We start from the raw sequence: 26125 nt of genomic DNA, 5'->3' as shown, positions 1-26125 counted from the left end.
GGGTGTTAGTCCTTGGCTGCCAGCGCTTTGGCGGCGATCGCGGGAAGGAAGCTGTGGGCCTCGGGGATGTGCGCGGCACTCACGCGGCGCCGGAACACCCAGTACGTCCAGGCCTGGTAGGCCAGCACGAGCGGCAGCCCGATGCAGGCGACAATGCTCATCAGCCCCAGGGTGTAGTCGGAGGAGGAGGCGTTGGAGATGGTCAGGTCGAACTCGGGGTTGACCGAGGAGGGCAGCACCACCGGGAAGGCCGCGCCGAAGATCGAGGCGCTGCCGAGCAGCAGGAAGGCGCCGAGGGCCAGGAACGCCCTGCCCTCCGCACCGTTGCGGGCGAAGATCGAGGCCAAGACGGCGGCGATGACGGCGGCTACCACGGCCGCCACGGTCCAGGCCTCGCCGCTGAGCAGCTGCAGGCTCACCGCCCAGCCCGCGATCGGCAGCAGCAGCACCGGCAGCAGCCGGACGAACCACTGCCGCGCCCGGTGCCGGACCTCGCCGTCGGTCTTCAGGGCCAGGAAGGCCAGGCCGTGCAGGAGGGAGAAGCCGACGACGGCGAGGCCGCCGAGCACGGCGTAGGCGTTGAACCAGGCGAACGGGCCGCCCTCGCGGTCGCCGTTGGCGTTCAGCGGCAGTCCCGTGGTGGTGAGTGCCAGGGCGGCGCCGACGCCGAAGGCTGCAACGAGGGAACCGGCCGAGATGGCCCAGTCCCAGCGGGCACGCCATTGCGGGGTGTTCACCTTGCCGCGGTATTCGAAGGCCACGGCGCGGAAGATCAGCGCCACAAGGACGGCCAGCAGCGGCAGGTAGAGCGCGGAGAACAGGGACGCGTACCAGAGCGGGAAGGCCGCGAAGGTCGCGCCGCCGGCGGTCAGCAGCCAGACCTCGTTTCCATCCCAGACCGGGCCGATCGTGTTGAGCAGGACGCGGCGTTCGGTGTTGTTCCGGGCGAAGCCCTTCATCAGCATGCCGACGCCGAGGTCAAAGCCCTCCAGAAAGAGATAGCCCGTCCACAGCACCGCGATGGCGATGAACCAGATGGTGGGAAGCAGTTCCATGCTGAGTATCCTCTGCGTTTCTTCGGTGGCGGATGCTTAGTAGGCGAAAGCCAGGACGTCGTCCCCGGGCTTGCCGGGACCGGGCGGGCCTTCACCGGGGGCCTTCGGCGTGCCGTCCTCGTTCTCGTCAACGGGGGCGTGCACGAGCTCCGGCATGGCAGAGACGACGCCACCCCGGATGTACTTGACCAGCAGCTTGACCTCGACCACGAGCAGGACCGCATACACGCCGGTCAGCACCACGAGGGAGGTCAGCAGTTCCCCGGCGGATACGCCCGGGGAGACGGCCGCGGCGGTGAACATGAAGACCTGGTCGATCCCGCTGGGATCCGGGTTCGGGGCGACGACGAACGGCTGCCGCCCCATTTCGGTGAAGATCCAGCCGGCGGCGTTGGCCCCGAACGGGGCGAGGATCCCGAACACGGCCACCCGCATGAGCCCGCTGGAGGCCGGGACGGTTCCCTTGCGCGTCACCCACAACGCCACGAGCGCCGCGAGGGCCGCCAAGCCGCCGAACCCGATCATCATCCGGAACCCCCAGTAGGTGACTTCCATGACCGGGACGTACTGGATCTCCTGGCCCGCCCGGTCCCCGTAGATGGGGTTGTCCGGCAGGTGCGTGCCGTAGTCGGCCTTGTACCGGTCCAGGAGGCTGTTCACGCCCTTGACCTCGGTGGTGAAGTCGCCCTTGGCGAGGAAGGACAGGATGCCCGGGACCTCGATCACGGCGACGATGTCATCGCAGTTCTTGGAGCCGAGGTTGCCGACGCTCAGCACGGAGAAGCCGGTGCCGTCGTGGCAGGCCGCCTCGGCGGCGGCCATCTTCATCGGCTGCTGTTCGAACATGAGCTTGCCCTGCAGGTCGCCGGTGACCGCGGTTCCCGCGAAGGAAATCATGGCGACGACGGCGCCGATCCGCAGCGAGCGGATCCAGACGGCATGGTCCGCACGGTCGCGTCCCGGAACGGTGGACTCGCCGGGGATGACCTTGCCGTCCGCCGCGACCGTGTCGATCCCGTCGTGGCGGCGGCGCCACAGGTGGTACCAGGCGATGCCCAGCAGGAACGCCCCCGCGACGGCGAGGGCTCCGAAGAGCGTGTGCGGCACGGCAACGAGGGCGGTGTTGTTGGTGAAGACCGCCCAGGCGTCCGTCATGACGGGGCGGCCGTCGATCATTTCGACGCCCACGGGGTGCTGCATCCAGCTGTTGGCCACAATGATGAAGTACGCGGAGAAAACGGAACCGATGACGGCGATCCAGAGGCAAGCCAGGTGGACGCCGCGCCTGAGTTGCTTCCAGCCGAAGATCCACAGGCCCAGGAAGGTGGATTCCACGAAGAAGGCCAGGAGCGCTTCCATCGCCAGCGGCGCGCCGAAGACGTCCCCCACAAAGCGGCTGTACTCGCTCCAGGCCATGCCGAACTGGAACTCCTGCACGATTCCGGTGGCGACACCCATGATGAAGTTGATCAGGAAGAGCTTGCCCCAGAACTTGGTCATCCGGAGGTACTCCGGCCTGCCGGTGCGGTACCAGAGCGTCTGGATGACGGCCACTACCAGGCCAAGGCCGATCGTGAGCGGCACCATCATGAAGTGGTAGACGGTGGTGATGCCGAATTGCCAGCGTGCGATTTCCAAGGCGTCCAAGGCAGTCCCTACTTTTGGCTGAGCAACTTCTACATGACGTAGAAGTGATTCTTCTACAGAGTGTAGAACATATCGGTGCGTCCCTGCATCCCAGCGTCCCACGGCGGGGCAAGGGCCGCAACGGACCGGCCGACGGCTGACGCCAGCGCCCGCGACTCGCCGAAGCGGATAGTTCTACTTCATGTAGAAAGAAAGTGCAAAACGCGGTAACTTTAATGCTGAAGCGTAAACACGCCGCCCGGCAGGCCAGCGAGCCACACCCGGGCGGCCGGCACGAAGGATGTACCCAATGGCAAGTCTCGGTGAACTGGAACGGGCAGTGATGGATCTGCTCTGGGCAGGCCAGGAGGCGGCAACGGCCAACACGCTGCGGGATCTGCTTGCGCAGAGCACCCGCGCGGAGGGCGGCACCGCAGGACACGTGGGCAAGGATCTGGCCGTCACCACGGTGCTGACCGTGCTGTCCCGCCTCGAGCGCAAGGGCCTGGTAGAGCGCGAACGCGGCACCCGGCCGCACCGCTACCAGGCCGTATCAAGCAGGGCTGACCACACCGCCGAGCTCATGCACGAGGTTCTGGGGTCCGCGCCGGACCGCGAGGCCGTGCTGGCGCGCTTCATTGGTTCCGTCACCGATACTGAAGCGGAAACGCTGCGCAAACTGCTGGGCCTCAGCTAGCGCCCGATGTTCTGGACCTCATGGTTCCTGGCGGTCCTCGCGGTAGTCCTGGCATGGCCGGTACCTATCCTGCTCTCCCGCGCCCAGTGGCCGGCCCGGTCGCCCTTCACCGCCATGCTGCTCTGGCAGGCGATCGCCCTTGCCGGCGGCCTGTCGATGATCGGCGCCATGCTCGTCTACGGGCTGGAGCCCGCCGGGGACAACCTGCTGGCCGGGCTCAAGTCGCTGACCGGCATGGTCTTCAACAACGCACCCACCACGGTGCTGGGTTTCTGGCACATCTTTGGGCTCTCCGCGGCGGCCCTGCTGACGGCGCACCTCGTGTTCACCCTGCTGCTGACGTACTACAAGATCCAGCGGCAACGGCAACGGCACCGGGAACTGCTGGCCCTGCTCGCCTCTCCGTCCGCTGACGGCCCGAAGACCATGGTGCTCAGCCTCGACTCCCCCGTGGCCTACTGCCTGCCGGGTGGCGCACGCTCCGTCACGGTACTCTCCGACGGGCTCATGGCGGCGCTGGAACCCGCCGAGCTCCGGGCGGTCCTGATCCACGAGAACGCCCATCTCAGCCAGCGCCACCATCTCCTGCTCTGGGCCTTCGCCGCCTGGCGCCAGGCCCTGCCGTGGCTGCCGACCACCCGGCTGGCGCAGGACGCGGTCAACTCGCTCATCGAGATGCTCGCCGACGACGTCGCGCTGAAGACGGAAAGTAAGGCGACACTGATCAAAGCGATCGCAATCGTGGCCAGCGGCTCCTCCGGCGCACCGGTGGCCCGGATGGCATTGGGTGAGGCGGAGCTGCCCGACGTCGATCCCGGCCAGCCCGGCGCCACCGGCGGGGCCGGTTCGGCGAGCACTACGGCCTCCCGGGTCAGCCGTCTGCTCTCCCCGCAGCCCCCGCTGCCGGAGCCGCTGCGGCTTGCCGTACTGGCGGCCTGCCTCCTGCTCCTCGCCGTTCCGACCGCGCTGCTGATCGTCCCCGGCCTGCTCGGCTGATCCCGACAGACTGGACCGTCCCCGCCGGGCGTCCGGGCGGAAGCTCCTGCCGGCGTTGGAAGCTCCTGCCGGCGTTGGAAGGTGCTGCCGGCGTTGGAAGGCCGGAGGGCGTCAGGCGTCGATCCGCTCCCGGTCCAGGCTTGCGGCGCCGGCAATGATGAAGTCCTTGCGGGGTGCGACGTCGGAGCCCATCAGCAGGTCGAAGGTTTCCTCGGCCTGTTTCGCATTTTCGATCCCGACCTTGCGCAGCGTACGGTGCCGCGGGTCCATCGTGGTCTCGGCCAGCTGCTCCGCATCCATCTCACCCAGGCCCTTGTACCGCTGGATCGGCTCCTTGTACCGCTTGCCCTCCTGGGCGAGGCGGGCCAGCAGCACGTGCAGCTCCGCCTCGGAGTACGTGTAGATCATCTCGTTGGCCTTCTGTCCGGCGTTGATGACCTCCACCCGGTGCAGCGGCGGGACGGCGGCGAACACACGGCCCTCATCGATCATCGGGCGCATGTAGCGGAAGAACAGCGTCAGCAGAAGAGTCCGGATGTGGGCGCCGTCGACGTCGGCGTCCGTCATGAGGATGACCTTGCCGTAGCGGGCGGCGCCGATGTCGAAGCTCCGGCCGGAGCCGGCACCCACCACCTGGATCAGCGCGGCACATTCGGCGTTGGAGAGCATGTCCCCCACCGAGGCCTTCTGCACGTTGAGGATTTTGCCGCGGATCGGCAGCAGCGCCTGGAAATCGGAGGAACGCGCCAGCTTTGCGGTGCCCAGGGCCGAGTCACCTTCCACGATGAACAGTTCCGAGCGGGCGACGTCGTCCGTGCGGCAGTCCGCCAGTTTGGTGGGCATGGACGAGGTTTCCAGCGCGTTCTTTCGGCGCTGGGTTTCCTTGTGGACGCGGGCCGAGATGCGTGACTTCATCTCGCTGACGATCTTCTCGAGCAGCAGCGCGGACTGGGCCTTGTCATTGCGGTTGGCCGAGTTCAGCTTGGCGTTGATCTCCTGCTCCACGACCTTCGTCACGATGGCCCGGACGGCGGAAGTGCCCAGAATCTCCTTGGTCTGGCCTTCGAACTGCGGTTCAGCCAGACGGACGGTCAGGACCGCTGTGAGCCCGGCGAAGATATCGTCTTTTTCGATCTTGTCATTGCCGGCCTTCAGCTTGCGGGCGTTGCTTTCCACGGCCTTGCGGAAGGTCTTGAGCAGGGCCTGCTCGAAGCCGGCCTGGTGCGTGCCGCCCTTCAGCGTGGAGATGATGTTGACGAAGCTGCGCACGGTGCTGTCGTAACCGATGCCCCAGCGCAGGGCGACGTCGACTTCGCAGTCCCGCTCGACCTCCGCCAGCTGGCTGTGGCCCTTTTCGTCGATGACCGGCACGGTTTCCTTGAACTTGCCGGCCCCGTGCAGGCGCCAGATGTCCGTGACGGCCGGGTCCGCGGCGAGGAACTCGACGAACTCGGAGAGGCCGCCGTCGTGGTGGAAGACCTCCTCGTGCGGGCCGGACTCCCCCGGTGTCCCGGCGGCCCTGCGTTCGTCCCGGACCGTCAGCTTCAGGCCGGGGACAAGGAAGGAGGTCTGGCGGGCGCGGGCGGCGAGCTCGTCGTAGGAGAACTTGGCGTCCGGGGTGAAGATCTGGCGGTCCGCCCAGTAGCGAATCCGGGTTCCGGTGACGCCGCGCTTGGCCTTCCCCACGATGTCCAGCACGGAGCCGTCGATGAACGGCTCGAAGAGGGTCGCCGGGTCCGGTTTGGTTCCCGGGTCCTTGAACCGGCCGGGCTCCCCCCTGCGGAAGGACATCTTGTAGGTCTTGCCGCCGCGGTCCACTTCCACGTCCAGCCGTGCGGACAGGGCGTTGACCACCGACGCGCCGACACCGTGCAGGCCGCCGGAAGCGGTGTAGGAGCCGCCGCCGAACTTGCCGCCGGCGTGCAGCTTGGTGAAGACGACCTCGACGCCGGACAGCCCCGTTTTCGGTTCGATGTCCACCGGAACGCCGCGGCCGTCGTCGTGGATCTCCACCGAGTTGTCGGCGTGCAGGATGATCTTGATGTCGTGGCCGAATCCGGCGAGGGCCTCATCGACGGAGTTGTCGATGATCTCCCAGAGACAGTGCATGAGCCCGCGGGAGTCGGTGGAGCCGATGTACATGCCCGGGCGCTTGCGGACGGCCTCGAGGCCTTCCAGCACGGAGAGATGCCGGGCGGTGTAGTCAGAACTTGGTGCCACGGGGCGGAAACTCCTTCAGGGACGGATCATTCAAAGCATGCTTGACGCTCTTCCAAGGGTAGTCGGAGTGCGGCTGTCCCCCGGGTTGCCACTCCCGCATCCGGCCCGGCGCCGGCGGACCTGTTACCGAGACGTGATACGCGTACAGCGAAAGTGGACCATCCTTGTGATGGATTGGCTGCGAATGCTGGTTATATAGGTATACCGAACTACCAAGGAGGCCGAACATGACAACAGCAGTTGCGGACCGCACACTGACCACCGTTGACCGGTGCGATCGTTGCGGAGCACAGGCATATGTCCGGGTTGTTCTCGGCGCCTCCGGCGGTGAGCTTCTCTTCTGCGGCCACCACGCACGCGCCGTAGAACCGACACTTAGGCCGCTCAGCTCTGACTGGCACGACGAGACCGGACGCCTGAACGAGAAAGCGCCGCTTCCCGTCGACTAGTCCCTTTGCTCTCAGCAACGCGGCCCCTCCGTTCCGGAGGGGCCGCGTTTTTAACGAGCGGTTCTCTGCCCGGCGGTTCTCGAACGCGCAGCATGATTAACCAGCAGCATGATTAACCGGCAACGCGGGGTCACATTGCGCCCATTCCTCCGGGGAGGATCGGCGCGGAGTGACCCCGCGTTGTGCTGCGGCCCGGGCTTTAGTCCAGGTAGTCCCGCAGGACCTGGGACCGCGACGGGTGCCGCAGCTTGGACATCGTCTTCGATTCGATCTGGCGGATCCGCTCGCGCGTGACCCCGTAGACCTTGCCGATTTCGTCTAACGTCTTCGGCTGTCCATCGGTCAGCCCGAAGCGCATTGCCACCACGCCGGCCTCGCGCTCGGAGAGCGTGTCCAGCACGGAGTGCAGCTGCTCCTGCAGCAGGGTGAAGCTCACGGCATCGGCGGGGACCACGGCTTCGGAGTCCTCGATGAGGTCACCGAACTCGGAGTCACCGTCCTCGCCCAGCGGAGTGTGCAGGGAGATCGGCTCGCGGCCGTACTTCTGGACCTCAACGACCTTTTCCGGAGTCATGTCCAGCTCGAGGGCCAGCTCCTCCGGGGTGGGTTCGCGGCCGAGGTCCTGCAGCATCTGGCGCTGCACACGGGCCAGCTTGTTGATGACTTCCACCATGTGCACGGGGATGCGGATGGTGCGGGCCTGGTCGGCCATGGCGCGGGTGATCGCCTGGCGGATCCACCAGGTGGCGTACGTGGAGAACTTGAAGCCCTTGGTGTAGTCGAATTTCTCGACGGCACGGATCAGGCCCAGGTTTCCTTCCTGGATCAGGTCCAGGAACAACATGCCGCGGCCGGTGTACCGCTTGGCCAGCGACACCACGAGGCGGAGGTTGGCCTCCAGCAGGTGGTTCTTGGCGCGCTTGCCGTCGTGGATGACGAATTCGAGTTCACGCTTGAGCTTCGGATCCATGGACCCGTCGTCGGCGTTGATCTTTTCTTCGGCAAAGAGGCCTGCCTCGATGCGCAGGGCCAGGTCCACTTCCTGCTCGGCATTCAGCAGGGCGACCTTGCCGATCTGCTTCAGGTAGTCCTTGACGGGGTCGGCGGTGGCGCCGGCCGACATGACCTGCTGCACGGGCGCATCGTCATCGTCGGCATCGGAGTAGACAAAACCGGAGCCGGTGGGGGCTGCGGCAGCCTTGGCGGGGATCTCTTCGCCGTCTTCGCCGATCTCGACGCCGGCCACCTCGTCGAGGTCCACCTCGACGTCGTCATCGTCGTCGTCACCGCGGGCGGCTTTGCCGGCGGCCTGCGCCGCGGCTTTAGCGCCGGGCTTGGGCCCGCGCTTTTTGGGTTCAGGCTTGGCGACTGCCGATGCGGTGTCGTCACCTTCGGCCGAGGTTGCGTCTTGGACAGCCTTGTTGGCTGCACGCGTGGCGGCGCGCTTGGCGTTCGTCGCCGCCTTCTTCTCCTCGGGAGACAATACGGCCTGGTCGGCGGGTTCCTTCTTCGCGGAAGACGGGGTCACAGAAAACCTTTCTAGCGGCGGTCTGTGGAATCACCATACGGGCAACACCACTATGACCCTGTCAAGTCCGTGTTTCACATCAGGAGCCGCCACGGCCAGCAGAGCCACTAAGTAGAACTGCTGAGGCGGCCGTAATGTTCCCTGTTTCCAAGGTTCGCTACGAGCTCTTGATACACGGACCCAACCGGGTCGCGGCAACCATTGTCTCACGATTTTCAGAATCGGTGCCGTCACGGTGCCGGGTTCGCAACATGGTGGCGCACCACATTCCGTTCACCATCACGCGGCGCCGGGCTCAAACTTCTGCCACGCGGCGTCCCTCCTTCCTGCCCATCCGCACAAGGTGCCACGGCTCACAAGCTCAGCCAGCAGTTCGGCGAGCCGGTAGCCCGGGTGCTCCGCCTCTGCCCGGCTGAACAACGCGTCGGCAAAGGACCCCTTGCCGCGGCACCATTCAATCCAGCCGCGTCCGGTAAGCGCGGCAGCCCCGGCCTCCCCGCCGGCCTCGCCCAACTGCAGGAGGATCCGCTCCAGGCTGGCCATTTTTGGCCAGTCCGGCACCGGCGGCGCCAGGCCGAGCAGCACCTCCCCGTACCCCGGGGCCGCCGATGCCCCGCTGCCGGCCCCGATACCGGCGCTTTCCACCCGCGCCGGAAGGAGCGGAGGCAAGCCCTCCAGCGGCGGCAGCGGAACCGGGAGCGGCCGAGCCAGCACGCCGGGGCCGGGCTGCGTCCCGGGCAGTGCCTGCGTGGCCGCCGGCGTGCCGGGCAACTCGGCGGGCGGGGCCGAAGTGTTCAACGATGGGCCGCCGAAGGATGGGCTGTCGAAGATGCCGAAGCCTGCGGCGCCCTGCTCGGCGGCCTCCGGCCCGGCAGCCGCCATCACCAGCACGGCATCGCGCCAGGCCGGGACGCGGAGCGCGGCCCGCAGGTACCCGGCGAGCCCCACGGGAAGCCGAGGACCGGCCGGCGACCGAAGCACCAGGGCCCAGACATCCATCACTTGGCCGAACTGCACCCGGTCCCCTGTGTGTCCCGAGAACAGCTGTGCCCAGTGCCGCTCGGACTCGAGCACCGCCGGGTCCTCGGGCAGCGGGGAGGGGAACCGTGCGGCGGCGCCGGGGGCGGGTCCGACGGTGCTGCCGCGGAAGACCATCTCCGCATTTAGCCGGCTGTTCCTGATCTCATCGATCGGCCGGCCGGGAGTGGGGCAGCAGGCAGGGTCGGTGCAGTACACGTTGCGCCAGTGCTCGGCGCCGATAAGCCAGGCGTCCCGCACGGGCATGCCGCCTTCCGCCAGCGCGTGCTCCAGCTCTTCGAGCAGTTCGGCCCAGGCGGCACCGTCCCGGCCCGTTACGGACCCGTCGGTACCGGTGAAGAAAGCCAGCAGGGCGCCGTCCGCCTCGTCGTCGGCCTCCAGATAGCCGGCCACGGTGCGGGCGAAGCCGGCGAAACTGCCGCGACTGCCGGGGCTGCCGTCGCCGGGGAGGTCGACCCGGAGGGTGGCTCCGAGCCGCTTGCCCTGCATCGTCATGGCGACGAGGCTGTGCGACGGCCAGTAGCCCAGGGAATGCGGGATGAACCCAAGAATGTCTTCGGGGCCGGTGATTTTCAGGTGATCGGGAGCTGTCATAACGCCAGCTTCGTCGCCCCACCTTCCGCCGTCAGCCAAGGATCTGTCCTATGTGGAGAACCGGACTCCCGGATCAGGGCCGGCGGCGGCGTTCCGCGCCGAGCCTGCGTTGCCGGGAGAGGGCTACGCGCAGCGGGGGCACGACGACGCCCTGGGCTGCCATCTGCCGGCGAACCTTGCGCCGGGTGATCAGGATGGCGACGGCTCCCCCGGCCAACAGAAGGAACTGGACACTCAGGGCGATCCTGAACGGATCGAGGGCATAAAGCTCCCCTTGGGAGAACCCGGTGGTGTTCAGTACGTCGAGCACGAGGCCGATCACGAAGATGGCCACGAGAGCTGCGATGAAACCGCCGACATTGACGATCCCGGTGGCCGTTCCGATCCGGTGGGCCGGGTTGAAGGTCCGGGCGAAGTCGAAGCCGATCATGGAGCCGGGACCGCCGATGGCCAGCACCACCACCAGTCCGGCCAGCAGCCACAGCGGGGACCGGCCGGGGAAGAGCAGGACCGCCGCCCAGGCCGCGGCGGTGGCGGCGGAGATCAGCAGCACCATGGTGGAACGGCGCAGCGGGTGCCGGGCCACGAAGCTGCCCATCAGCGGCCCCGCTGCGATCGCGGCCGCCACGTACAGGGTCATGAGGGCCGAGACGGTGCCCGGGTCCAGGCCCTGGGCGGAGATCAGGAAGGGATAGCCCCAGGTCATCGCGAACACGGTGCCGCTGAACTGGACCGTGAAGTGGCTCCACAGCCCGAGCCTGGTTCCGGGCTGCCGCCAGGCGTGGGACAGCGAGACTCCGGTGGCGCGCAGCCCCTGGGACGGTTCGGGCGCCGGATGTCCCGGCGGCAGGTCCTGCAGCAGGACCAGCACCAGCACGACGGCGAGGGCGGACATGGCGGCCAGCGTGAGGAAGGCGGGGGTCCAGCCGGCCGAGTGCAGGATGATGGCGAACGGCACGACGCTGAAGAGCTGGCCCAGCTGTCCCGACATACCGGTCAGCTGCGTGAGCAGCGGCACGCGCGCGGGGGCGAACCAGAGCGGGATCAGCCGAATGACGGCAATGAAGGTCATGGCGTCCCCCGCGCCCACGAGCACGCGGCCCAGGACGCCGCCGGGGATGCTGTCCGCGAAGGCCAGCTCGAGTTGTCCGAGCCCCATCAGCAGTGCACCTGCGGCGATCATGACACGGGAGCCGAGGCGGTCCACCAGCACGCCCACCGGGATCTGAAGGCCGGCGTAGACGAGGAGCTGCAGCACGGTGAAGAAGGAGATTTCGGCGGCGCTGGCGTGGAAGCGCTCGGTGGCTTCCAGCCCAACCACGCCGAAGGACGTCCGTTGGCTGACCGCCACCAGATAGGCGAAGATCCCGACGATCCAGATCAGCCAGGCGCGGGGTGAGGTCACTACCCCATTATGCCCTCCACTGAACAAATCTTATTTATATACCTAGTATTTATTTACCGGGCTCCTTACGGGCCAGGTAGGCTTCAACGGCCGCACCCAGGGCGTCGGCGTTCGGAAGCTGGTCGTTCTCGTCGGCCAGCAGCGACCGCCGCACGGTCCCTTCGGCCTTCTCGTCATAGCGTATTTCCAGCCGGGAGACGACCTGCTGGACCTCCTCCGAGGCATCGATCTGCTCGGCGATCTGGCGGCCTACTTCGCGGCCCGCCTCGCGCAGGCGGTCGCTGGGAAGCATGAGCGAGGTGGCTGCGCCGAGGTATTCCAGCCCGGCGACGGCGGCCGGCGGGTATTCGGCTTCCGCGAGGTAGTGCGGGACGTGGATCACGTAGCCGGCCACATTGCGGCCTGCAGCGACGAGCCGCATCTCAAGGACATGTCCCACCGCGGCAGGGACCTCGACCGTCGGCTTCCACACCGAGATTCCCTCGATAAGGTCCGGGCGGTTGCCGTGAACGGTCACGCCCACGGGCCGCGTGTGCGGGACCGGCATAGGGATCGAGTGGATCCAGGTGGCCAGGTTGACGTCCAGCTCCTCCACGATTCCGACGACGGCGCGGGCAAACCGCTCCCATTGCAGGTCCGGCTCGAACCCGGCCAGGAGGAGGAAAGGGCTTCCGAGCCCGTCAAAGAGCCGGTACAGCGCCAGGCTCGGCGCCTGGTAGTCCTGGAGATGGTCTTCGACGAAGCTCACCTGCGGACGCCTGGTCCGGTAGTCGATCAGCTGGTCGGCGTCGAACTCGGCGATCATCTCCGAGTCGAGGGTGTCCAGCATTTCGGCGGTGATCTGTTTGACGACGTGGCCGGCGTCGGCGAAGCCCGTGAAACCCATAACAAGGTTCAGTCCGCGCAGCTCCGGGCTGTGGAACAGCGCGTCATCACGCAGATAGAGCGATTCGGGGTCCAGCAACGAGCCGGAAATCCGTTCAATCACGGCATGTTCCTTTCGCGGTAGCGGCGGTGGGAGGCGCGGGACGCGGCCCTGCGCGGCGGATTTTCCGGAGGCAACGGCCAAGCGGGCGGTGGCGCCGATACCTCTTTCAACGCCCCGACGCGCGGTGGAATTCCTGCCCCCGGTGTGCTCCAGCTCTCATTCAATTGAACACCCGCACGGCGGAGAGACTACGATCGGAACTGGCCTGATGGACGCCTTGAAGACACTTACGTCACGTCTCAAGCCGACTGTGGCTCAGGTTCCCATGGCAGGGCGCCGAACATGCAGTTCCTGCCGAAAAATCAGAGAGAATTGAGGACTGTCCTCGTGGTCAAGAATACTGAAGTCAAACTTAGTGCAATTGCTGGGAATTTGAAGAAGTCCCCCAGCGACGCCCTCGTCATCGGCGTGGGACAGGGGCCGGACGGTCCCGTCCTGCTGAGCAACCCGCTGTCGGCCAAGGCCGCCGAGGCGCTGGCGGAATCACTGCACGTTCTTGGCGTCACCGGGGCAGCCGACCAGGCCCACCGGCTTCCGGGCCTGCCTGAAGCCGGAGCGGCGGTGCTGGTGCTCGCCGGCGTCGGCAAGCTTGCCGCGAACCAGCCGCTCACCGAGGAGGCGCTGCGCCGTGCGGCCGGCTCCGCCGTCCGCCAGCTCGCCGGCGTCGCCACCGTCACCCTGGCCCTCCCGACGGCGTCCCTGGCCGACGTCGCGGCCGTCGCCGAGGGCGCCGCGATGGGCGCCTACTCGTTCACCGAGTACCGCTCCTCCAGGGACGGCCTGAAGGACCCGGTGAAGAACGTCGTGATCGTCACCGGCCTCGCCGCGGACAAGGGGCTGCAGCCGGCACTGAACCGCGCGGCCCTGATCGGCAAGGCCGTGAACGCCACCCGCTCGCTGGTCAACCAGCCCCCGAGCCACCTCTACCCCGAGTCGTTCGCCGAAGCCGCCAAGGAACTCTCCAAGGGCCTGCCCGTCAAGGTCACAGTCTGGGACGAGAAGCGCCTTGAGAAGGAGGGCTTCGGCGGCATCCTCGGCGTCGGCAAGGGCTCCACCCGGCAGCCGCGCCTCGTGAAGGTCGAATACGCCCCGGCGAAGGCCACCACCAAGATCGCCCTCGTGGGCAAGGGCATCACCTTTGACACGGGCGGAATCTCCATCAAGCCGGCCTTGGGCATGGGCGACATGAAAAGCGACATGGCGGGCGCCGCCGTCGTCCTCAACACCGTACTGGCCCTCGCCGGCCTGGGCCTGCCCGTCAAGGCAACCGCCTGGCTGTGCATCGCGGAGAACATGCCCTCCGGCGCCGCGCAGCGACCGGCCGATGTCCTCACCATATTCGGCGGCAAGACCGTGGAGGTCCTCAACACCGACGCCGAAGGCCGCCTCGTCATGGCCGACGGCATCGTCGCGGCGAGCCAGGAATACCCTGACGCCATCATCGACGTCGCCACCCTGACCGGCGCGCAGCTGATCGCCCTGGGCGACCGCACCGCCGGCGTCATGGGCTCCGACTCCGTCACCGGTCCGATCAAGGCCGCCGCGGACCGCGCCGGCGAGCTGGTCTGGCCGATGCCGCTGCCGGAGGAGCTCCGTGCCAGCCTCGACTCGCAGGTCGCGGACATCGCCAACATCGGCGAACGCCACGGCGGAATGATGACGGCAGCGGTATTCCTGCGGGAATTCGTCGGCAACGGCAAGGACGGGGAGCAGATCCCCTGGGCGCACATCGACATTGCCGGACCGTCCTTCAACAACGGCAGTCCCTACGGCTACAACCACAAGCAGGGCACCGGCTCCACGGTTCGGACCCTCGTGGCGTATGCCGAGGACATCCTGGCTAGCACCGTCTGAGTGTCCGCGGCGCTTTGTGGCGGGGGCATGACGCCCTCGCCACAAGGCCGCGTGACACTGGACACAAGCGCTCCACAAACGCCACGGCAAGGTGGAGCATGGATAAGTGGTTCGCTAAGGTGAACCACGATAGACCCATACAAATAGTCACAAATGAAAGGGAACGGGCCTGCTGGCATAATCGCGGCAGGAAGTTCCAAGACCAGATGATGCGTACTCTCGTGTCATCGTTCACGCGAGGGAGCGTTTTAGTGGCCGATCAGGCAACTGCGCAAGAATTCGACATCCTGGTACTCGGCGGCGGCAGCGGCGGCTACGCAACTGCCCTGCGTGCCGTTCAGCTCGGCCTCACCGTCGGCCTCATCGAAAAGGCCAAGCTCGGCGGCACCTGCCTGCACAACGGCTGTATCCCCACCAAGGCCCTGCTGCACTCCGCAGAGCTCGCCGACCACGCCCGGGACTCATCCAAGTACGGCGTCAACGTCACCCTCGACAGCATCGACATCACCGCTGTCAACGCCTACAAGGACGGCATCGTTGCCGGCAAGTTCAAGGGCCTGCAGGGCCTCATCAAGAGCAAGGGCATCACCGTCATCGAAGGCGAAGGCAAGCTCCAGGGCACCGACACCGTCGTCGTGAACGGCACCTCGTACAAGGGCAAGAACATCGTCCTCGCGACCGGGTCCTACTCCCGCACGCTGCCGGGTCTGGAAATCGGCGGCAAGGTCATCACCTCCGACGAAGCCCTCACCATGGATTACATCCCCAAGAGCGCGATCATCCTGGGCGGCGGCGTGATCGGCGTTGAGTTCGCTTCCGTCTGGAAGTCCTTCGGCGTCGACGTCACCGTCGTCGAGGGCCTGCCCTCGCTGGTCCCGAACGAGGACGCGACGATCGTCAAGGCCTTTGAGCGCGCGTTCAAGAAGCGCGGCATCAAGTTCTCCACCGGCGTCTTCTTCCAGGGCGTCGAGCAGAACGACGACGGCGTCAAGGTCACCCTGGTGGACGGCAAGACCTTCGAGGCAGACCTCCTGCTCGTGGCCGTCGGCCGCGGCCCCGTCACGGCCAACCTCGGCTACGAAGACGCAGGGGTCACCATCGACCGCGGCTTCGTCATCCCCAACGAGCGCCTCCACACCGGCGTCGGCAACATCTACGCCATCGGCGACATCGTCCCCGGCGTCCAGCTGGCGCACCGCGGCTACCAGCAGGGCATCTTCGTCGCCGAAGAGATCGCCGGCCTCAAGCCTGTCATCGTCGAAGACGTCAACATCCCCAAGGTCACCTACTCCGAGCCCGAAATCGCCACGGTGGGCTACACGGAGCAGGCCGCCAAAGCGAAGTTCGGCGACGACCAGATCCAGACCCAGGAGTACAACCTGGCCGGCAACGGCAAGAGCTCCATCCTGGGCACCAGCGGGCTCGTCAAGCTGGTCCGCCAGAAGGACGGCCCCGTCGTCGGCGTCCACATGATCGGCGCCCGCATGGGCGAACAGATCGGCGAAGCCGCGCTGATCGTGAACTGGGAAGCCTACCCCGAGGACGTGGCCCAGCTGGTCCACGCCCACCCGACCCAGAACGAGTCCCTGGGCGAGGCGCACCTGGCATTGGCCGGCAAGCCCCTCCACGGCTAGGCATTACCGCAAGACCACAGGGTTTAGTGCACCCGGCTCGAATTGCCGGGTGCACTAAGCTCGACCAAGGCAGCAAACCATCCGCACTAAAGATCAATAAGGAGAACGGGGACGATATGTCTGAATCCGTTAACTTGCCCGCCCTCGGTGAGAGCGTCACCGAAGGAACCGTCACCCGCTGGCTCAAGCAGGTAGGTGACCGGGTAGAGGTGGACGAGCCGCTGCTCGAAGTTTCCACCGACAAAGTAGACACCGAGATCCCCTCTCCGATCGCCGGCGTGATCGAGGAAATCCTCGTCGCCGAAGACGAGACCGCTGAAGTCGGCGCCCCGCTGGTCCGCATCGGCTCTGGTTCCGCCGGTGAAGCCGCCCCGGCCGCTGAAGCCCCTGCAGAAGCGCCCGCCGAATCTCCGTCGGCTGCCGAAGCTCCGGCCCCCGCCGCCGAGGCTCCCGCCCCTGAGGCGCCGGCTGCCGAAGCACCCGCTGCCGAAGCACCCGCTGCCGCACCGGCCGGCGAAAGCCACGAAGTGACGCTCCCGGCCCTCGGCGAAAGCGTCACCGAAGGCACCGTCACCCGCTGGCTGAAGAGCATCGGCGACACCGTCGAGGTGGACGAGCCGCTGCTCGAGGTTTCCACCGACAAGGTCGACACCGAGATCCCGTCCCCGGTCGCCGGCACGCTGCAGGAAATCCGCGTCAACGAGGACGAAACGGCCGAGGTCGGCTCCGTCCTGGCCGTCATCGGCTCCGGCGCTGCCGCGCCCGCCGCAGCTCCTGCTCCCGCAGCGCCCAAGGACGAAGCGCCCGCCGCCCCGGCACCCGCGGCGGCCCCGGCAGCTCCGGCACCCGTGGAAGCCCCGAAGCAGGAGGCACCCAAGCAGGAAGCGGTCCCGGCTGCCGCAGCGGCCGAGTCCGGCTACGTCACTCCCCTGGTCCGCAAGCTTGCCAACCAACAGGGCGTGGACGTCTCCTCCTTGACCGGAACCGGCGTCGGCGGCCGCATCCGCAAGCAGGATGTGCTGGCAGCCGCGGAGGCCAAGGCCGCTCCGGCCCCGGCAGCAGCCGCACCGGCAGCGTCCGGCGCTCCGGCCGCGCGGGCCGCAGCACCGTCACCAACTGAGCTGTCTTCGCTCCGCGGCACCGTGCAGAAGGCGCCGCGGATCCGCCAGGTCATCGCCCGCCGGATGCGCGAATCCCTGGACATCTCCACCCAGCTCACGCAGGTGCACGAGGTGGACATGACCAAGGTCGCCAAGCTGCGTGCCAAGGCCAAGAACTCCTTCCAGGCCCAGAACGGCTCCAAACTGACCTTCCTGCCCTTCATCGCCAAGGCTGTTGCCGAGGCCCTGAAGCAGCACCCGAAGGTCAACGCCTCCTACGACGAGGACAAGCAGGAGATCACGTACCACAACGCCGAGCACCTGGCGATCGCGGTGGACACCGACAAGGGCCTGCTGGTTCCGGTCATTGCCGACGCCGGCAACCTCAACCTGGCCGGCCTGGCCGGCAAGATCGCCGACGTCGCAGACCGCACCCGCAACGGCAAGATCGGGCCGGACGAGCTCTCCGGCGGAACGTTTAGCATCACCAACATCGGTTCCGTGGGCGCCCTGTTCGACACCCCGATCATCAACCAGCCGCAGGTCGCGATCCTCGGCACCGGCGCGATCGTCAAGCGCGCCGTCGTGGTTGCCGACGAAAACGGCGATGATTCACTGGCGATCCGCTCGATGATGTACCTCTCCCTGACGTACGATCACCGCCTGGTTGACGGCGCCGATGCGGGACGTTTCCTGCAGACGCTGAAGGCCCGCCTTGAAGAAGGCGCCTTCGAAGCCGACCTCGGCCTCTAGCCTGTAGGGGTTCAAGAACACCGACTGCGACGGCGGTGCGGGCTCCGGCGGGAAACCACCGGCCGGCCCGCACAGCCGTCGCCTTTTTTGTGTCGTGTGTCGTCCGGGAATGCCCAGCGGGTCCTACTACGGTGCGTAGAATCTTCTGGCTACACTGATCCCATGAACATCGTCTATAACATCATGGTCTTCCTGCACATCGTCGGCGCCGCCATGATCGTCGGCATCTGGATCGGCCAGATGAAGAAGCCCACCGTCCACCCCCGCCAGTTCGACGGAGCGGTGCTGCAGCTCATCACCGGCATCGTGATGATGGGGCTCATCCCGGCACTGCACATGGATGCCAACTACTTCAAGCTCGGCATCAAGTTCGCCGTGGCGCTTGCCGTCGGCGTCCTGGCCTTCATGGGCCGCCGCAAGTACAAGAAGGGCGAGGATGTCAGCAAGGGCCTCGCCCACGGCGTCGGTGGACTCGCGCTGCTGAACGTGGCCATCGCCACCCTCTGGCAGTAGCTTTTCTCCTGCACCGCTTACGACGGCGACGCACCCCTCGCAGGGTGCGTCGCCGTCGTCGTTGTGCCGGTGTTTCCTGCGGTCAGTCGCCGGCGATCCGCGCCTCGGGCGCGCACTGTCCGGGACCGTGCATTCCATGGCGACCTGGTGCAGGGTCACAATCCTCTGACAGCGGACACCCGTGCGCCGGCGGCGCTGAATCCCTAGGATTGGACACGGCACGGTCCGGCGCTTCGCCGGATCGCGGATTCACCACGATGAGGAGTGGACATGGCAGCAACACGCACCGCACACACTGTATGGAACGGCGACCTGATGACGGGCGCCGGCAACACAACCCTGGACAGCTCCGGGCTGGGCAACTTCGATGTCACCTGGAGGGCGCGCGCCGAGGCCTCCGAGGGCAAGACGAGCCCCGAAGAGCTCATCGCCGCCGCACACTCGGCCTGCTTCTCGATGGCCTTCAGCCTCGCCGTCGCGCAGGCCGGCCACACGCCGGAAGAAATCAACACCAAGGCCGACGTCACCTTCGTTCCCGGTACCGGCATCACCGACAGCCACCTCACCATGAGCGCGCGCATTCCGGGGATCTCCAAGGAGGAGTTCCAGCGCCTCGCGGAGGAAGCCAGGACCGGGTGCCCCGTTTCGGCCGCCCTGACCGGCATCAAGATCACCCTGGACGCCTCACTGGCCTCCTAGTACGTCACGCGCCAAGCAGAAGGTCCCCGTTCCCCTTCCAGGGAGCGGGGACCTTCGCCGTTCGGTGCATTCGCCGCTTTGAGCCGCCGTGGGCTACTTGTCGGGCTGCCGGGCGGGCAGCGGCGCGGGCCGCACCCGGCGGTAGCCTTCACGCAGCGGCGGACGGTCCGTGGGCAGCTCCTGGATCATTTCCTTCAGCGCCCCGATCCCGTACTCCAGCTGCGGGTCGGTCCCGGCGGCGTAGGCGTGCGGCGGGAAGGTCACCTCGATGTCCGGCGTGACGCCGAAGTTCTCCACGCCCCAGCCGACGCCGCCGGCGAACCAGGTGGCGTAGCGCGGCTGCGTGACCCCGGTGCCGTCCGCCAGGGCGAAGCGGTTGTCGATCCCGACGACTCCGCCCCAGGTCCGGGTGCCGATGACCGGGCCGATCCCCCGCAGCTTGGAGACCTGGGTGATGATGTCGCCGTCGGATCCGGCGAACTCATCGGTGAGGATGATGACGGGCCCGCGCGGGGCGTGGTGCGGGTAGGTCCTGGGCTTCTCGCCGCGGGGCATGCTCCAGCCGGTGACCTTGCGGCCGATGAGTTCCGCCACGAGCTGGGAGGTGTGGCCGCCGCGGTTGCGGCGGACGTCCACGATCAGCCCGTCGAGGGCCGTTTCGGTGTCGAGGTCCCGGTGCAGCTGCGCCCAGCCGTTGGCCATCATGTCCGGGATGTGAAGGTAGCCGAAGGTGCCCTGCGAGGCTTCGCGGACCGTCCGGCGGTTGCCGGCCACCCATTCCTGGTAGCGCAGCCGTTCCTCGTCCTTGACCGGAACCACGGCCACACGGCGCTGTTTTCCTGCCGCCGCGCCGTGTCCGGGACCGTTGCGCAGGGTGAGTTCCACGGCACGGCCGGCGGCGCCGACCAGTTGCACCGCGGGTGTCCTGGCTTCCGTGAGTTCCACGCCGTCGATGGCCAGCAGCACGTCGCCGGGCTTGGCGTCCGCGCCCGGACGGGTCAGCGGGGACGTGGCCAGCGGGTCGGAGGACTCCCCGGCCAGGATCCGGGTGATTTCCCAGCCCTCACCCGTGAAGGCGAGATCCGCGCCCAGGCGGCCCTGGCCGTTGCTGCCGTTTTCGGTGACGGCCACCGGGCGGACGTAGGCGTGGGAGGTGCCCAGCTCGCCGTGGAGTTCCCAGAGCAGGTCCACGAGGTCATCATGGGAGCCGAGCCGGTCCACGATCGGCCGGTAGCGGGCGTGCACGGAGTCCCAGTCCTGGCCGGCCATGTCCTCGGTCCAGAAGAAGTCCCGCTGGAGGCGCCAGGTCTCGTCAAAGGCCTGGCCCCAGACACTCAGGGGTTCCAGCTGCACGCGGATGCGGTTGAGGTCCACCTTGACCAGCTGGCCGGACTCCTCATCGGCCTTGGCGCTGGAGGGCGAGACGCGGATCTGCTTGTCCTGCAGGAAGACCACCTTTTCCCCGTCGCCGGAGAGACGGTAGCTGTCCAGCGCCTCGACGATCGTGGTGGTGCGGCGCTTGGCCAGATCGAAGCGGACCAGGCTCGGGGCGGCGATCTTGTCTTCCAGGCTGGCCCGGCCCTCGCCGGTCACACCGGAGAGCTCGCTGTTCAGCCAGAGCAGGGCCCCGGATGTGGCCGTGAGCGCCGAGTAGTTCCCCTGCGGCACGGGAACGGAGATGACGCGGTGGGCCAGGCCTTGGGCGTCGACCCGGACGGCCGGTACCTCGTCCTGCTCGGAGCGTTCTGCGGCGTCGGATTCCACCCCGGCGTTGACGTCGTCCTGCAGGTCCACGTTGGGGCCGAACGGCGACGGGGTGTCTGCGGCGAGGGCCACGAGGTAGGGCTTGATGGGGCTGGGGAAGGACAGATCGAAGGAGTGGCCGTCGTAGACCGGGTCGAAGCTGCGGTTGGAGAGGAAGGCGAGGTACTTGCCGTCCGGCGTGAACGACGGCGATTCGTCGCGGAAGCGGCCGTCGGTGACGTCGATGATGACGCGCTTCGCGTCCACTGCCTTCCCTTCAGCGCCGACCATGGTGATCCGCAGCCGGCTGCGGGAGCCGAAGGATGTGACCGGCTCGGACCAGCCCAGCCACGCCGAGTCCGGCGACCAGCTGAAACCGTCGATGCTGCCTTCGCCGATGCTGCTCACGAGCGACAGGGCGCCGGTGCGGGTGTCGGCCAGGTAGATGTCACCGAAGGCGGTGCCGACGGCGAGCCAGTAGCCGTCCGGGCTGGCCTCGATGGCGCTGGCACGGCTCGGCTTGGGGAAGTCGACCCTGGTCGGCTGCCCGGACGCCGGGACGGCGGAAACTGCGGCGGCTTCGGTGTCGGTGCCCGTTACGGCACCGGCCGTGTCGGCAGCGTCGTGACCGGCGGAAGCGTGCCCGGCGGCGGGGACGGCCACCGGGGCCACGGCGTCCGGCCGGGTCAGCGCCGCGGCCGAGACCGGCTGCGGCAGCGGCGTGCCGGCGTCGGAGTCCTCCTGCGGCGTGGCGGGCTTGGTGGCGGGCGCCGCTGCAGTCTGGCTGCCGGTCGCGTGCTCGCCGGACTGGTGACTGCCGGCCGGCGGACCGGCGATGGCCTTCAGGTACAGGGCCTCGACGCCGTCGTGGTCTGCCACGTACGCGATCCGGCCATTACCAAAGGGGCGCGGCAGCCGGGCCCGTACGCCCGGTGTGGCTTCCAGGACCCGGGACGGGCCGTCCTGGTGCCGCAGCCAGTGGAGGGTGCCGTGGGCTTCGACGGCGCTGGATCCCCCGGTGCGGTCCGGAACCACATCGCCGAGGTGCCGGGAGGGCAACAGCTGCGTGGCGCGGCGTCCCTGTGAAGCGGAGCCGAGCGAAATCTCGAGCTTGATGGCATCCGAGCCGAGGTTCGGCAGGATCCAGAGTTCGCCGGCCGATTCGAAGACGACACGCTTGCCGTCGGTGGCGGCGTGCCGGACGTAGAAGTCTTCATGGTCTGTGTGGCGGCGGAGACCGGTGCCGTCCGGCAGTACCGAGTACAGGTTGCCGTAACCCTCATGGTCGGACAGGAACGCGATCCGCCCGTCGACCCACATGGGGTCCGTGAGGTTGCCGTCCAGCTCGGGCGCGAGCCGCTCGAACTCGCCGTTCCCGTCCCGGTCAATCCACAGTTTGCCGGCGGCGCCGCCGCGGTACCGCTTCCACCACGCCGGCTCACGCGAGAGCACGCTGGCGAGAACCACCGGGCGTTCGTCGCCCACGACCGGGCCGAATGCCACGGACTCGACCGGGCCGAACGGAAGCTCCTCTGCCCAGCCGCCGGCAACGGGCAGGCTGTAGGCGTGGGTGTGGCGGCCGTCGGACTGGCGGAAGGCGCTGGTCACAACGATGTCGCCGGCGGGCGTGAAGCCCTTGACCCGGGTGGAGCTGTGGCCGAAATAGCTCAACTGGCGGTAGCCGCCGCCCTCGACGTCCGCCGTGACAACTTCCGGGGCCGTTCCCTGCACCACGGTCCACACGAGGCGCTTGCCGTCCGGGCTGAAGCGGGGGTTGCGGGCGGGCAACTGAAGCGAAGAGACCCGCCAGGCGCGGCCTCCTCCGAGGGGCGCTATCCAGACGTCGTCCTCGGCCACGAAGGTGACCAGATCGCCGTGCAGGTGCGGGAAACGGAAGTAACTCGAAGAGGTCATCGTTCGATCATAGTCAAGACCACCCCCGGTCCCCGGGAGGTTTCCCGGCCGTGCCGGGCATGGTGAGATGGATCATGCGAATCGTTGTTGCCGGAGCCTCCGGACTGATCGGAACCGCCCTTTCCAGCGCCCTGCGCAACGCCGGGCACGACGTCGGCACCCTGGTCCGGCGGCCGCCCGCCTCCCCGGCCGAATTCCAATGGGACCCGGCGGCGGGCCGCATCGATGACGCCGCCCTCCGGGGAGCGGACGCGGTGGTCAACCTTTCGGGGGCCGGAATCGGTGACCGGCCCTGGACCCGGTCCCGCATCAACGAACTCCGCAGCTCGCGGCTGGGCGCGACCCGGACCCTGACGACGGCGATGGCCCGGCAGGAGACCCCGCCCGCGGTGTTCCTGAGCCAGTCGGCCTCCGGCTACTACGGCGATGCCGGCCCGGTGGTGCTGCGGGAGAATGCGCCCGCCGATTCCGGCGTCCTGGCCCGGCTCTGTGTGGACTGGGAGGCCGCGGCGCACGAGGCTCCCGCGGGGGTCCGTGTGGTCACGCCGCGCACCGGCGTGGTCCTGAGCCGCTCCGGCGGCGCCCTCGGCCGGCTGATGCCGCTGCTGCGTCTCGGCGTGGGCGGCCCGCTGGGCAACGGCCGGCAGTACTGGCCCTGGATCACGCTGCCCGATGTGACCGGCGCGTTCGGGTTCCTGCTCTCCACGCCGTTGTCCGGTCCGGTGAACCTCTGCGCCCCCGAAAGCGCCGACGTGAACTCGCTGATGGCGCAACTCGCCGGGGCGCTGCACCGGCCGGCCCTGCTCCGGGTCCCCGCGCCGGTGCTGCGGCTGGTGATGGGCAAGCTCGCCGATGAACTGCTGCTCGCGAGCCAGCGGATGGAGCCCGCGGAACTGGTCGAAGCGGGCTTTGAATGGAAGTACCCGTCCCTCGCGCAGGCAGCCGCGTGGGTGGCCGGACGCGAACCGGGGGCCTGAACCTGCGGCCTCGGCGTGCGCCTGCGCCGCCGACCTCGGGCGCTGGCCTGCGCCGCCAACTTCCGGCGCTGGTGGTCATTTTCGTTAATTCGTCGGGGGTTGAGGCCCAAGTCTTCGCGCCCGGGAGGACACCACCCAGTCTTCGCGCCCGGGACCGGGCATGACCGGAATATGTCCATGCGCGGCCCCGGCGCGGGGCATGTCCTGACCCGGGAGCACGTGCAGTGGCTCCGCTGGGGGCGTCGGGCCACTTCCCCGGGAGGACATGCCCAGTCTTCGCCCCGGGGACCGGGCATAACCGGAATATGTCCATCGGCCGGCCCCGGCGCGGGGCATGTCCTGTCCGGTGCTCATTTTCGCTGAGGACGTCGGGGTCAGGCTGCCGGTGCGTGCCCGTGGCTGCTCAGGCGTAGCAGCTAGTCGCTGAGGCCGTTGGTGCATTCCGGTCGACCCGGCCGGCTGGCCGAGGCCCTTGAAACGGCCGCCGGTGATGGCCTGGCGCGACACCGCCCGCGGCCTCTACCCCAACGACCCCACCGCCTGGACCTAACCCCCGACGAATTAACTTCCCGGAAGGATCTCCTGGATCCGCCAGCGGCCGTCGACCGGAACCAGTACCAGCCGGAGCCGTTTCTGGTCCCCTGCAGCAGCCTCGGCGACCAGGGCGCCGGCGGCGTCCCGCTCCTGGTAGGGGTTCGAAGCCACACTGACGGCCACGACAGCCCGCGACGGGCTGCTGTCCGGCGACGTTTCCACCGCCGTCAGAAGGGTGGAAAAGCCGGTCAGCACATGGCCGGATTCCGAGAGCCGGGCACCGATCCTGCCGTCAGCAACGGCAGCGGAGGACGCCGGGGCGTTGACCTCGTCCAGCAGGCGCATGTCCCCGGAGTTGAACGCCACCGAGCGTAGCCGGGCCAGGCCACGGACCGCTTCTTCCGGGTCCGCCGAGCGGAGCAAGGCCTGCACATCCTGGGGGACGGTGGCCGGCGTGGCTGCCTCCGGGGGTGGAGGCTCCGGCGTCGAACCCGCGGCGCTCCTTTCGGACGCCGCCGGACCCGGTTGGCCTGTGGAAGCCGCGGGGAACGGCGAGGGCAGCCGGGTTCCGGCCAGCAGCCAGGCAGCCGAGAGGAGCAGAACCAATGCCAGCCCCGCCGGGGCCGCGCGAAGGCCGCGGCGGCCGTCACCACGGCTTCCGTAACCGCTGGTCCCGGAACGGTTGGTCCCGGAACGGTGCCTGGCGCCCGCCCGGCGCGGCCCGGCCGCCAGGCGCGGCTCTGCAGCTCGGCCGGCACGGCCAGGGCGGATGCGAAACCAGGTCCGGAGCCGTTCAGCCTTGAGCCCTCGCGGGCTGCGGGGCAAGGCACGGCGGGTCAGCAATTGCGGTATCACCGTCGGATGGACGGTGCCGGACAGGTCCACGGGCTCCGCCCCGGCACTGCGGTAGACCGCCGCGGCCAGCTCCGCAGCGGCCGGCCGGAGCCGTCGGTCCTCGTGGAGACCTGCTTCCAGGGCGGCGGCCAGTGCGGCCGGAACCCCCGGCACCAGCAGGGGCAAGGGCGGACGTTGCTCCCCGGGTTCCGGAGCGTGTCCGGTCAGGCAGTACCAGCCCAGGGCCGCGAGGGAGTAGATGTCACGCTCAGGCTGCAGCCCGGCCCGCACGGCGTCCACCGGGGCCGGATCGCGGAACCCCTCGGTGCCGGCCTCCGCCACTGCGTTGGCGTCGGCCACCATCCGGGCGACGCCCAGATCGGCCAGCAGCGGTTTGCCGTGGGCAGTGAACAGCACATTGCCGGGGGCCACGTCGCCGTGGGTGAACCCGTGGCCATGAAGGTACGCCAGCGCCTGTGCGATCGGAGTCAGAACCGTCACCGTCTCGCCGGGGCCCAGCCGTCCCCGGCCCGCCACGAGCGCTGCCAGCGAGCCGCCGGGAGCGTAGTCCAGCGCCAGCCCGAGCCCATCGCCTCCGCCGCCGTGCTCCTCTGGGGGCCAGTGCAGGCGCACCACGGTGTGCGCCCGGACCAGGTGGTGGTGGTCCAAAGCGGAGAGGATGCGGACTTCGCGCCGCGTCTCCTCTTCCGCTTCCTTTGACTCCGGCGAGGTGCCGCCGGCGGCGAAGCACTTCAGGGCAAAGTCGCGGCCCGTCGATTGTTCGGTGACGAGCCAGACCGTAGCGCTGCCGCCGCGGCCCAGGCGCCGGCCGACGTCGTAGCCGGGAACGACCGGGGCCGCACTGTGCGCCTGTGCGAAATCATCCATACCCAAGAAATAGCCGATCCCCCGAAATCCCGCAGAAGTTATCCACAGTCGTGAGAGCTTGAACACACAATCGGGTACGACGGCGG

Annotated in this window: 18 protein-coding genes; 9 read left to right on the top strand and 9 right to left on the bottom strand. The window is 68.2% G+C overall.

The genetic code is table 11. The features are described from left to right. Window positions 1–5: 5 nt before the first annotated feature. Window positions 6–1055 (bottom strand): cytochrome d ubiquinol oxidase subunit II, encoded by a 1050-nt coding sequence (cydB, locus tag ACQCSU_RS20340; RefSeq protein ID WP_426977125.1) that lies wholly within the window; start codon window positions 1053–1055, stop codon window positions 6–8. A 36-nt stretch (window positions 1056–1091) separates the two neighbouring features. After that, a complete protein-coding gene (locus ACQCSU_RS20335; protein WP_426977124.1) occupies window positions 1092–2702 on the bottom strand; it encodes a cytochrome ubiquinol oxidase subunit I in 1611 nt (536 codons plus the stop codon). Between the two features lie 289 nt (window positions 2703–2991). On the opposite strand from ACQCSU_RS20335, the gene ACQCSU_RS20330 reads away from it, so the two are divergent. Together ACQCSU_RS20330 and ACQCSU_RS20325 are read left to right on the top strand one after the other, a co-directional pair. Further along, the gene (locus ACQCSU_RS20330; protein WP_426977123.1) at window positions 2992–3378 is read left to right on the top strand and encodes a BlaI/MecI/CopY family transcriptional regulator; all 387 of its coding nucleotides are present in this window, start codon (window positions 2992–2994) and stop codon (window positions 3376–3378) included. Window positions 3379–3384: 6 nt separating this feature from the next. Next, the gene (locus ACQCSU_RS20325) at window positions 3385–4374 is read left to right on the top strand and encodes a M56 family metallopeptidase (protein ID WP_426977122.1); all 990 of its coding nucleotides are present in this window, start codon (window positions 3385–3387) and stop codon (window positions 4372–4374) included. 111 nt (window positions 4375–4485) lie between these two features. On the opposite strand, the gene ACQCSU_RS20320 is transcribed toward ACQCSU_RS20325, so the two are convergent. Then, window positions 4486–6594 carry a DNA gyrase/topoisomerase IV subunit B gene (locus ACQCSU_RS20320; RefSeq protein WP_426977121.1) on the bottom strand — a complete coding sequence of 703 codons (2109 nt, stop codon included), beginning with the start codon at window positions 6592–6594 and terminating at the stop codon, window positions 4486–4488. A gap of 227 nt (window positions 6595–6821) precedes the next feature. Between ACQCSU_RS20320 and ACQCSU_RS20315 the strand changes: the two genes are divergently transcribed. Next, the gene (locus tag ACQCSU_RS20315) at window positions 6822–7043 is read left to right on the top strand and encodes a DUF7455 domain-containing protein (RefSeq protein ID WP_354243168.1); all 222 of its coding nucleotides are present in this window, start codon (window positions 6822–6824) and stop codon (window positions 7041–7043) included. 199 nt (window positions 7044–7242) lie between these two features. Here the strand turns inward: ACQCSU_RS20315 and ACQCSU_RS20310 are convergent, their stop codons facing one another. From ACQCSU_RS20310 to ACQCSU_RS20295, 4 genes are all read right to left on the bottom strand, one after another. Next, complete coding sequence (locus ACQCSU_RS20310) at window positions 7243–8571, bottom strand: RNA polymerase sigma factor (RefSeq protein ID WP_426977119.1); 1329 nt, start codon at window positions 8569–8571, stop codon at window positions 7243–7245. Between the two features lie 279 nt (window positions 8572–8850). After that, the gene (locus tag ACQCSU_RS20305; RefSeq protein ID WP_426977118.1) at window positions 8851–10203 is read right to left on the bottom strand and encodes a DUF4192 family protein; all 1353 of its coding nucleotides are present in this window, start codon (window positions 10201–10203) and stop codon (window positions 8851–8853) included. Window positions 10204–10276: 73 nt separating this feature from the next. Then, complete coding sequence (locus ACQCSU_RS20300) at window positions 10277–11608, bottom strand: MFS transporter (RefSeq protein ID WP_426977116.1); 1332 nt, start codon at window positions 11606–11608, stop codon at window positions 10277–10279. A 49-nt stretch (window positions 11609–11657) separates the two neighbouring features. Then, window positions 11658–12596, bottom strand: a complete 939-nt coding sequence (locus ACQCSU_RS20295) for a proteasome assembly chaperone family protein (RefSeq protein WP_426977115.1) — start codon at window positions 12594–12596, stop codon at window positions 11658–11660. Window positions 12597–12923: 327 nt separating this feature from the next. Between ACQCSU_RS20295 and ACQCSU_RS20290 the strand changes: the two genes are divergently transcribed. The 5 genes from ACQCSU_RS20290 (at window position 12924) to ACQCSU_RS20270 (ending at window position 19149) form a co-directional block, all read left to right on the top strand. Further along, the gene (locus ACQCSU_RS20290) at window positions 12924–14450 is read left to right on the top strand and encodes a leucyl aminopeptidase (RefSeq protein WP_426977114.1); all 1527 of its coding nucleotides are present in this window, start codon (window positions 12924–12926) and stop codon (window positions 14448–14450) included. A 251-nt stretch (window positions 14451–14701) separates the two neighbouring features. Next, on the top strand, window positions 14702–16084 hold the full coding sequence (gene lpdA, locus ACQCSU_RS20285; RefSeq protein WP_426977113.1) for a dihydrolipoyl dehydrogenase: 1383 nt from the start codon (window positions 14702–14704) through the stop codon (window positions 16082–16084). A 116-nt stretch (window positions 16085–16200) separates the two neighbouring features. Continuing rightward, on the top strand, window positions 16201–17937 hold the full coding sequence (sucB, locus tag ACQCSU_RS20280) for a 2-oxoglutarate dehydrogenase, E2 component, dihydrolipoamide succinyltransferase (RefSeq protein WP_426977112.1): 1737 nt from the start codon (window positions 16201–16203) through the stop codon (window positions 17935–17937). A gap of 162 nt (window positions 17938–18099) precedes the next feature. After that, on the top strand, window positions 18100–18450 hold the full coding sequence (locus tag ACQCSU_RS20275) for a hypothetical protein (RefSeq protein WP_426977110.1): 351 nt from the start codon (window positions 18100–18102) through the stop codon (window positions 18448–18450). A gap of 270 nt (window positions 18451–18720) precedes the next feature. Beyond that, complete coding sequence (locus ACQCSU_RS20270; protein WP_426977109.1) at window positions 18721–19149, top strand: OsmC family protein; 429 nt, start codon at window positions 18721–18723, stop codon at window positions 19147–19149. A gap of 93 nt (window positions 19150–19242) precedes the next feature. Here the strand turns inward: ACQCSU_RS20270 and ACQCSU_RS20265 are convergent, their stop codons facing one another. Continuing rightward, window positions 19243–22806 carry a S41 family peptidase gene (locus tag ACQCSU_RS20265; RefSeq protein ID WP_426977108.1) on the bottom strand — a complete coding sequence of 1188 codons (3564 nt, stop codon included), beginning with the start codon at window positions 22804–22806 and terminating at the stop codon, window positions 19243–19245. A gap of 74 nt (window positions 22807–22880) precedes the next feature. Between ACQCSU_RS20265 and ACQCSU_RS20260 the strand changes: the two genes are divergently transcribed. After that, window positions 22881–23783 (top strand): TIGR01777 family oxidoreductase, encoded by a 903-nt coding sequence (locus tag ACQCSU_RS20260; RefSeq protein WP_426977106.1) that lies wholly within the window; start codon window positions 22881–22883, stop codon window positions 23781–23783. A gap of 561 nt (window positions 23784–24344) precedes the next feature. Here ACQCSU_RS20260 and ACQCSU_RS20255 read toward each other — a convergent pair. Then, the gene (locus ACQCSU_RS20255) at window positions 24345–26039 is read right to left on the bottom strand and encodes a serine/threonine-protein kinase (protein WP_426977105.1); all 1695 of its coding nucleotides are present in this window, start codon (window positions 26037–26039) and stop codon (window positions 24345–24347) included. Between the last annotated feature and the right edge of the window lie 86 nt (window positions 26040–26125).

This window comes from Pseudarthrobacter sp. O4 (assembly GCF_050157025.1).
In the GTDB taxonomy this organism is placed as follows: Bacteria; Actinomycetota; Actinomycetes; order Actinomycetales; family Micrococcaceae; genus Arthrobacter.
This window is presented reverse-complemented; position numbering and strand designations above follow the sequence as displayed.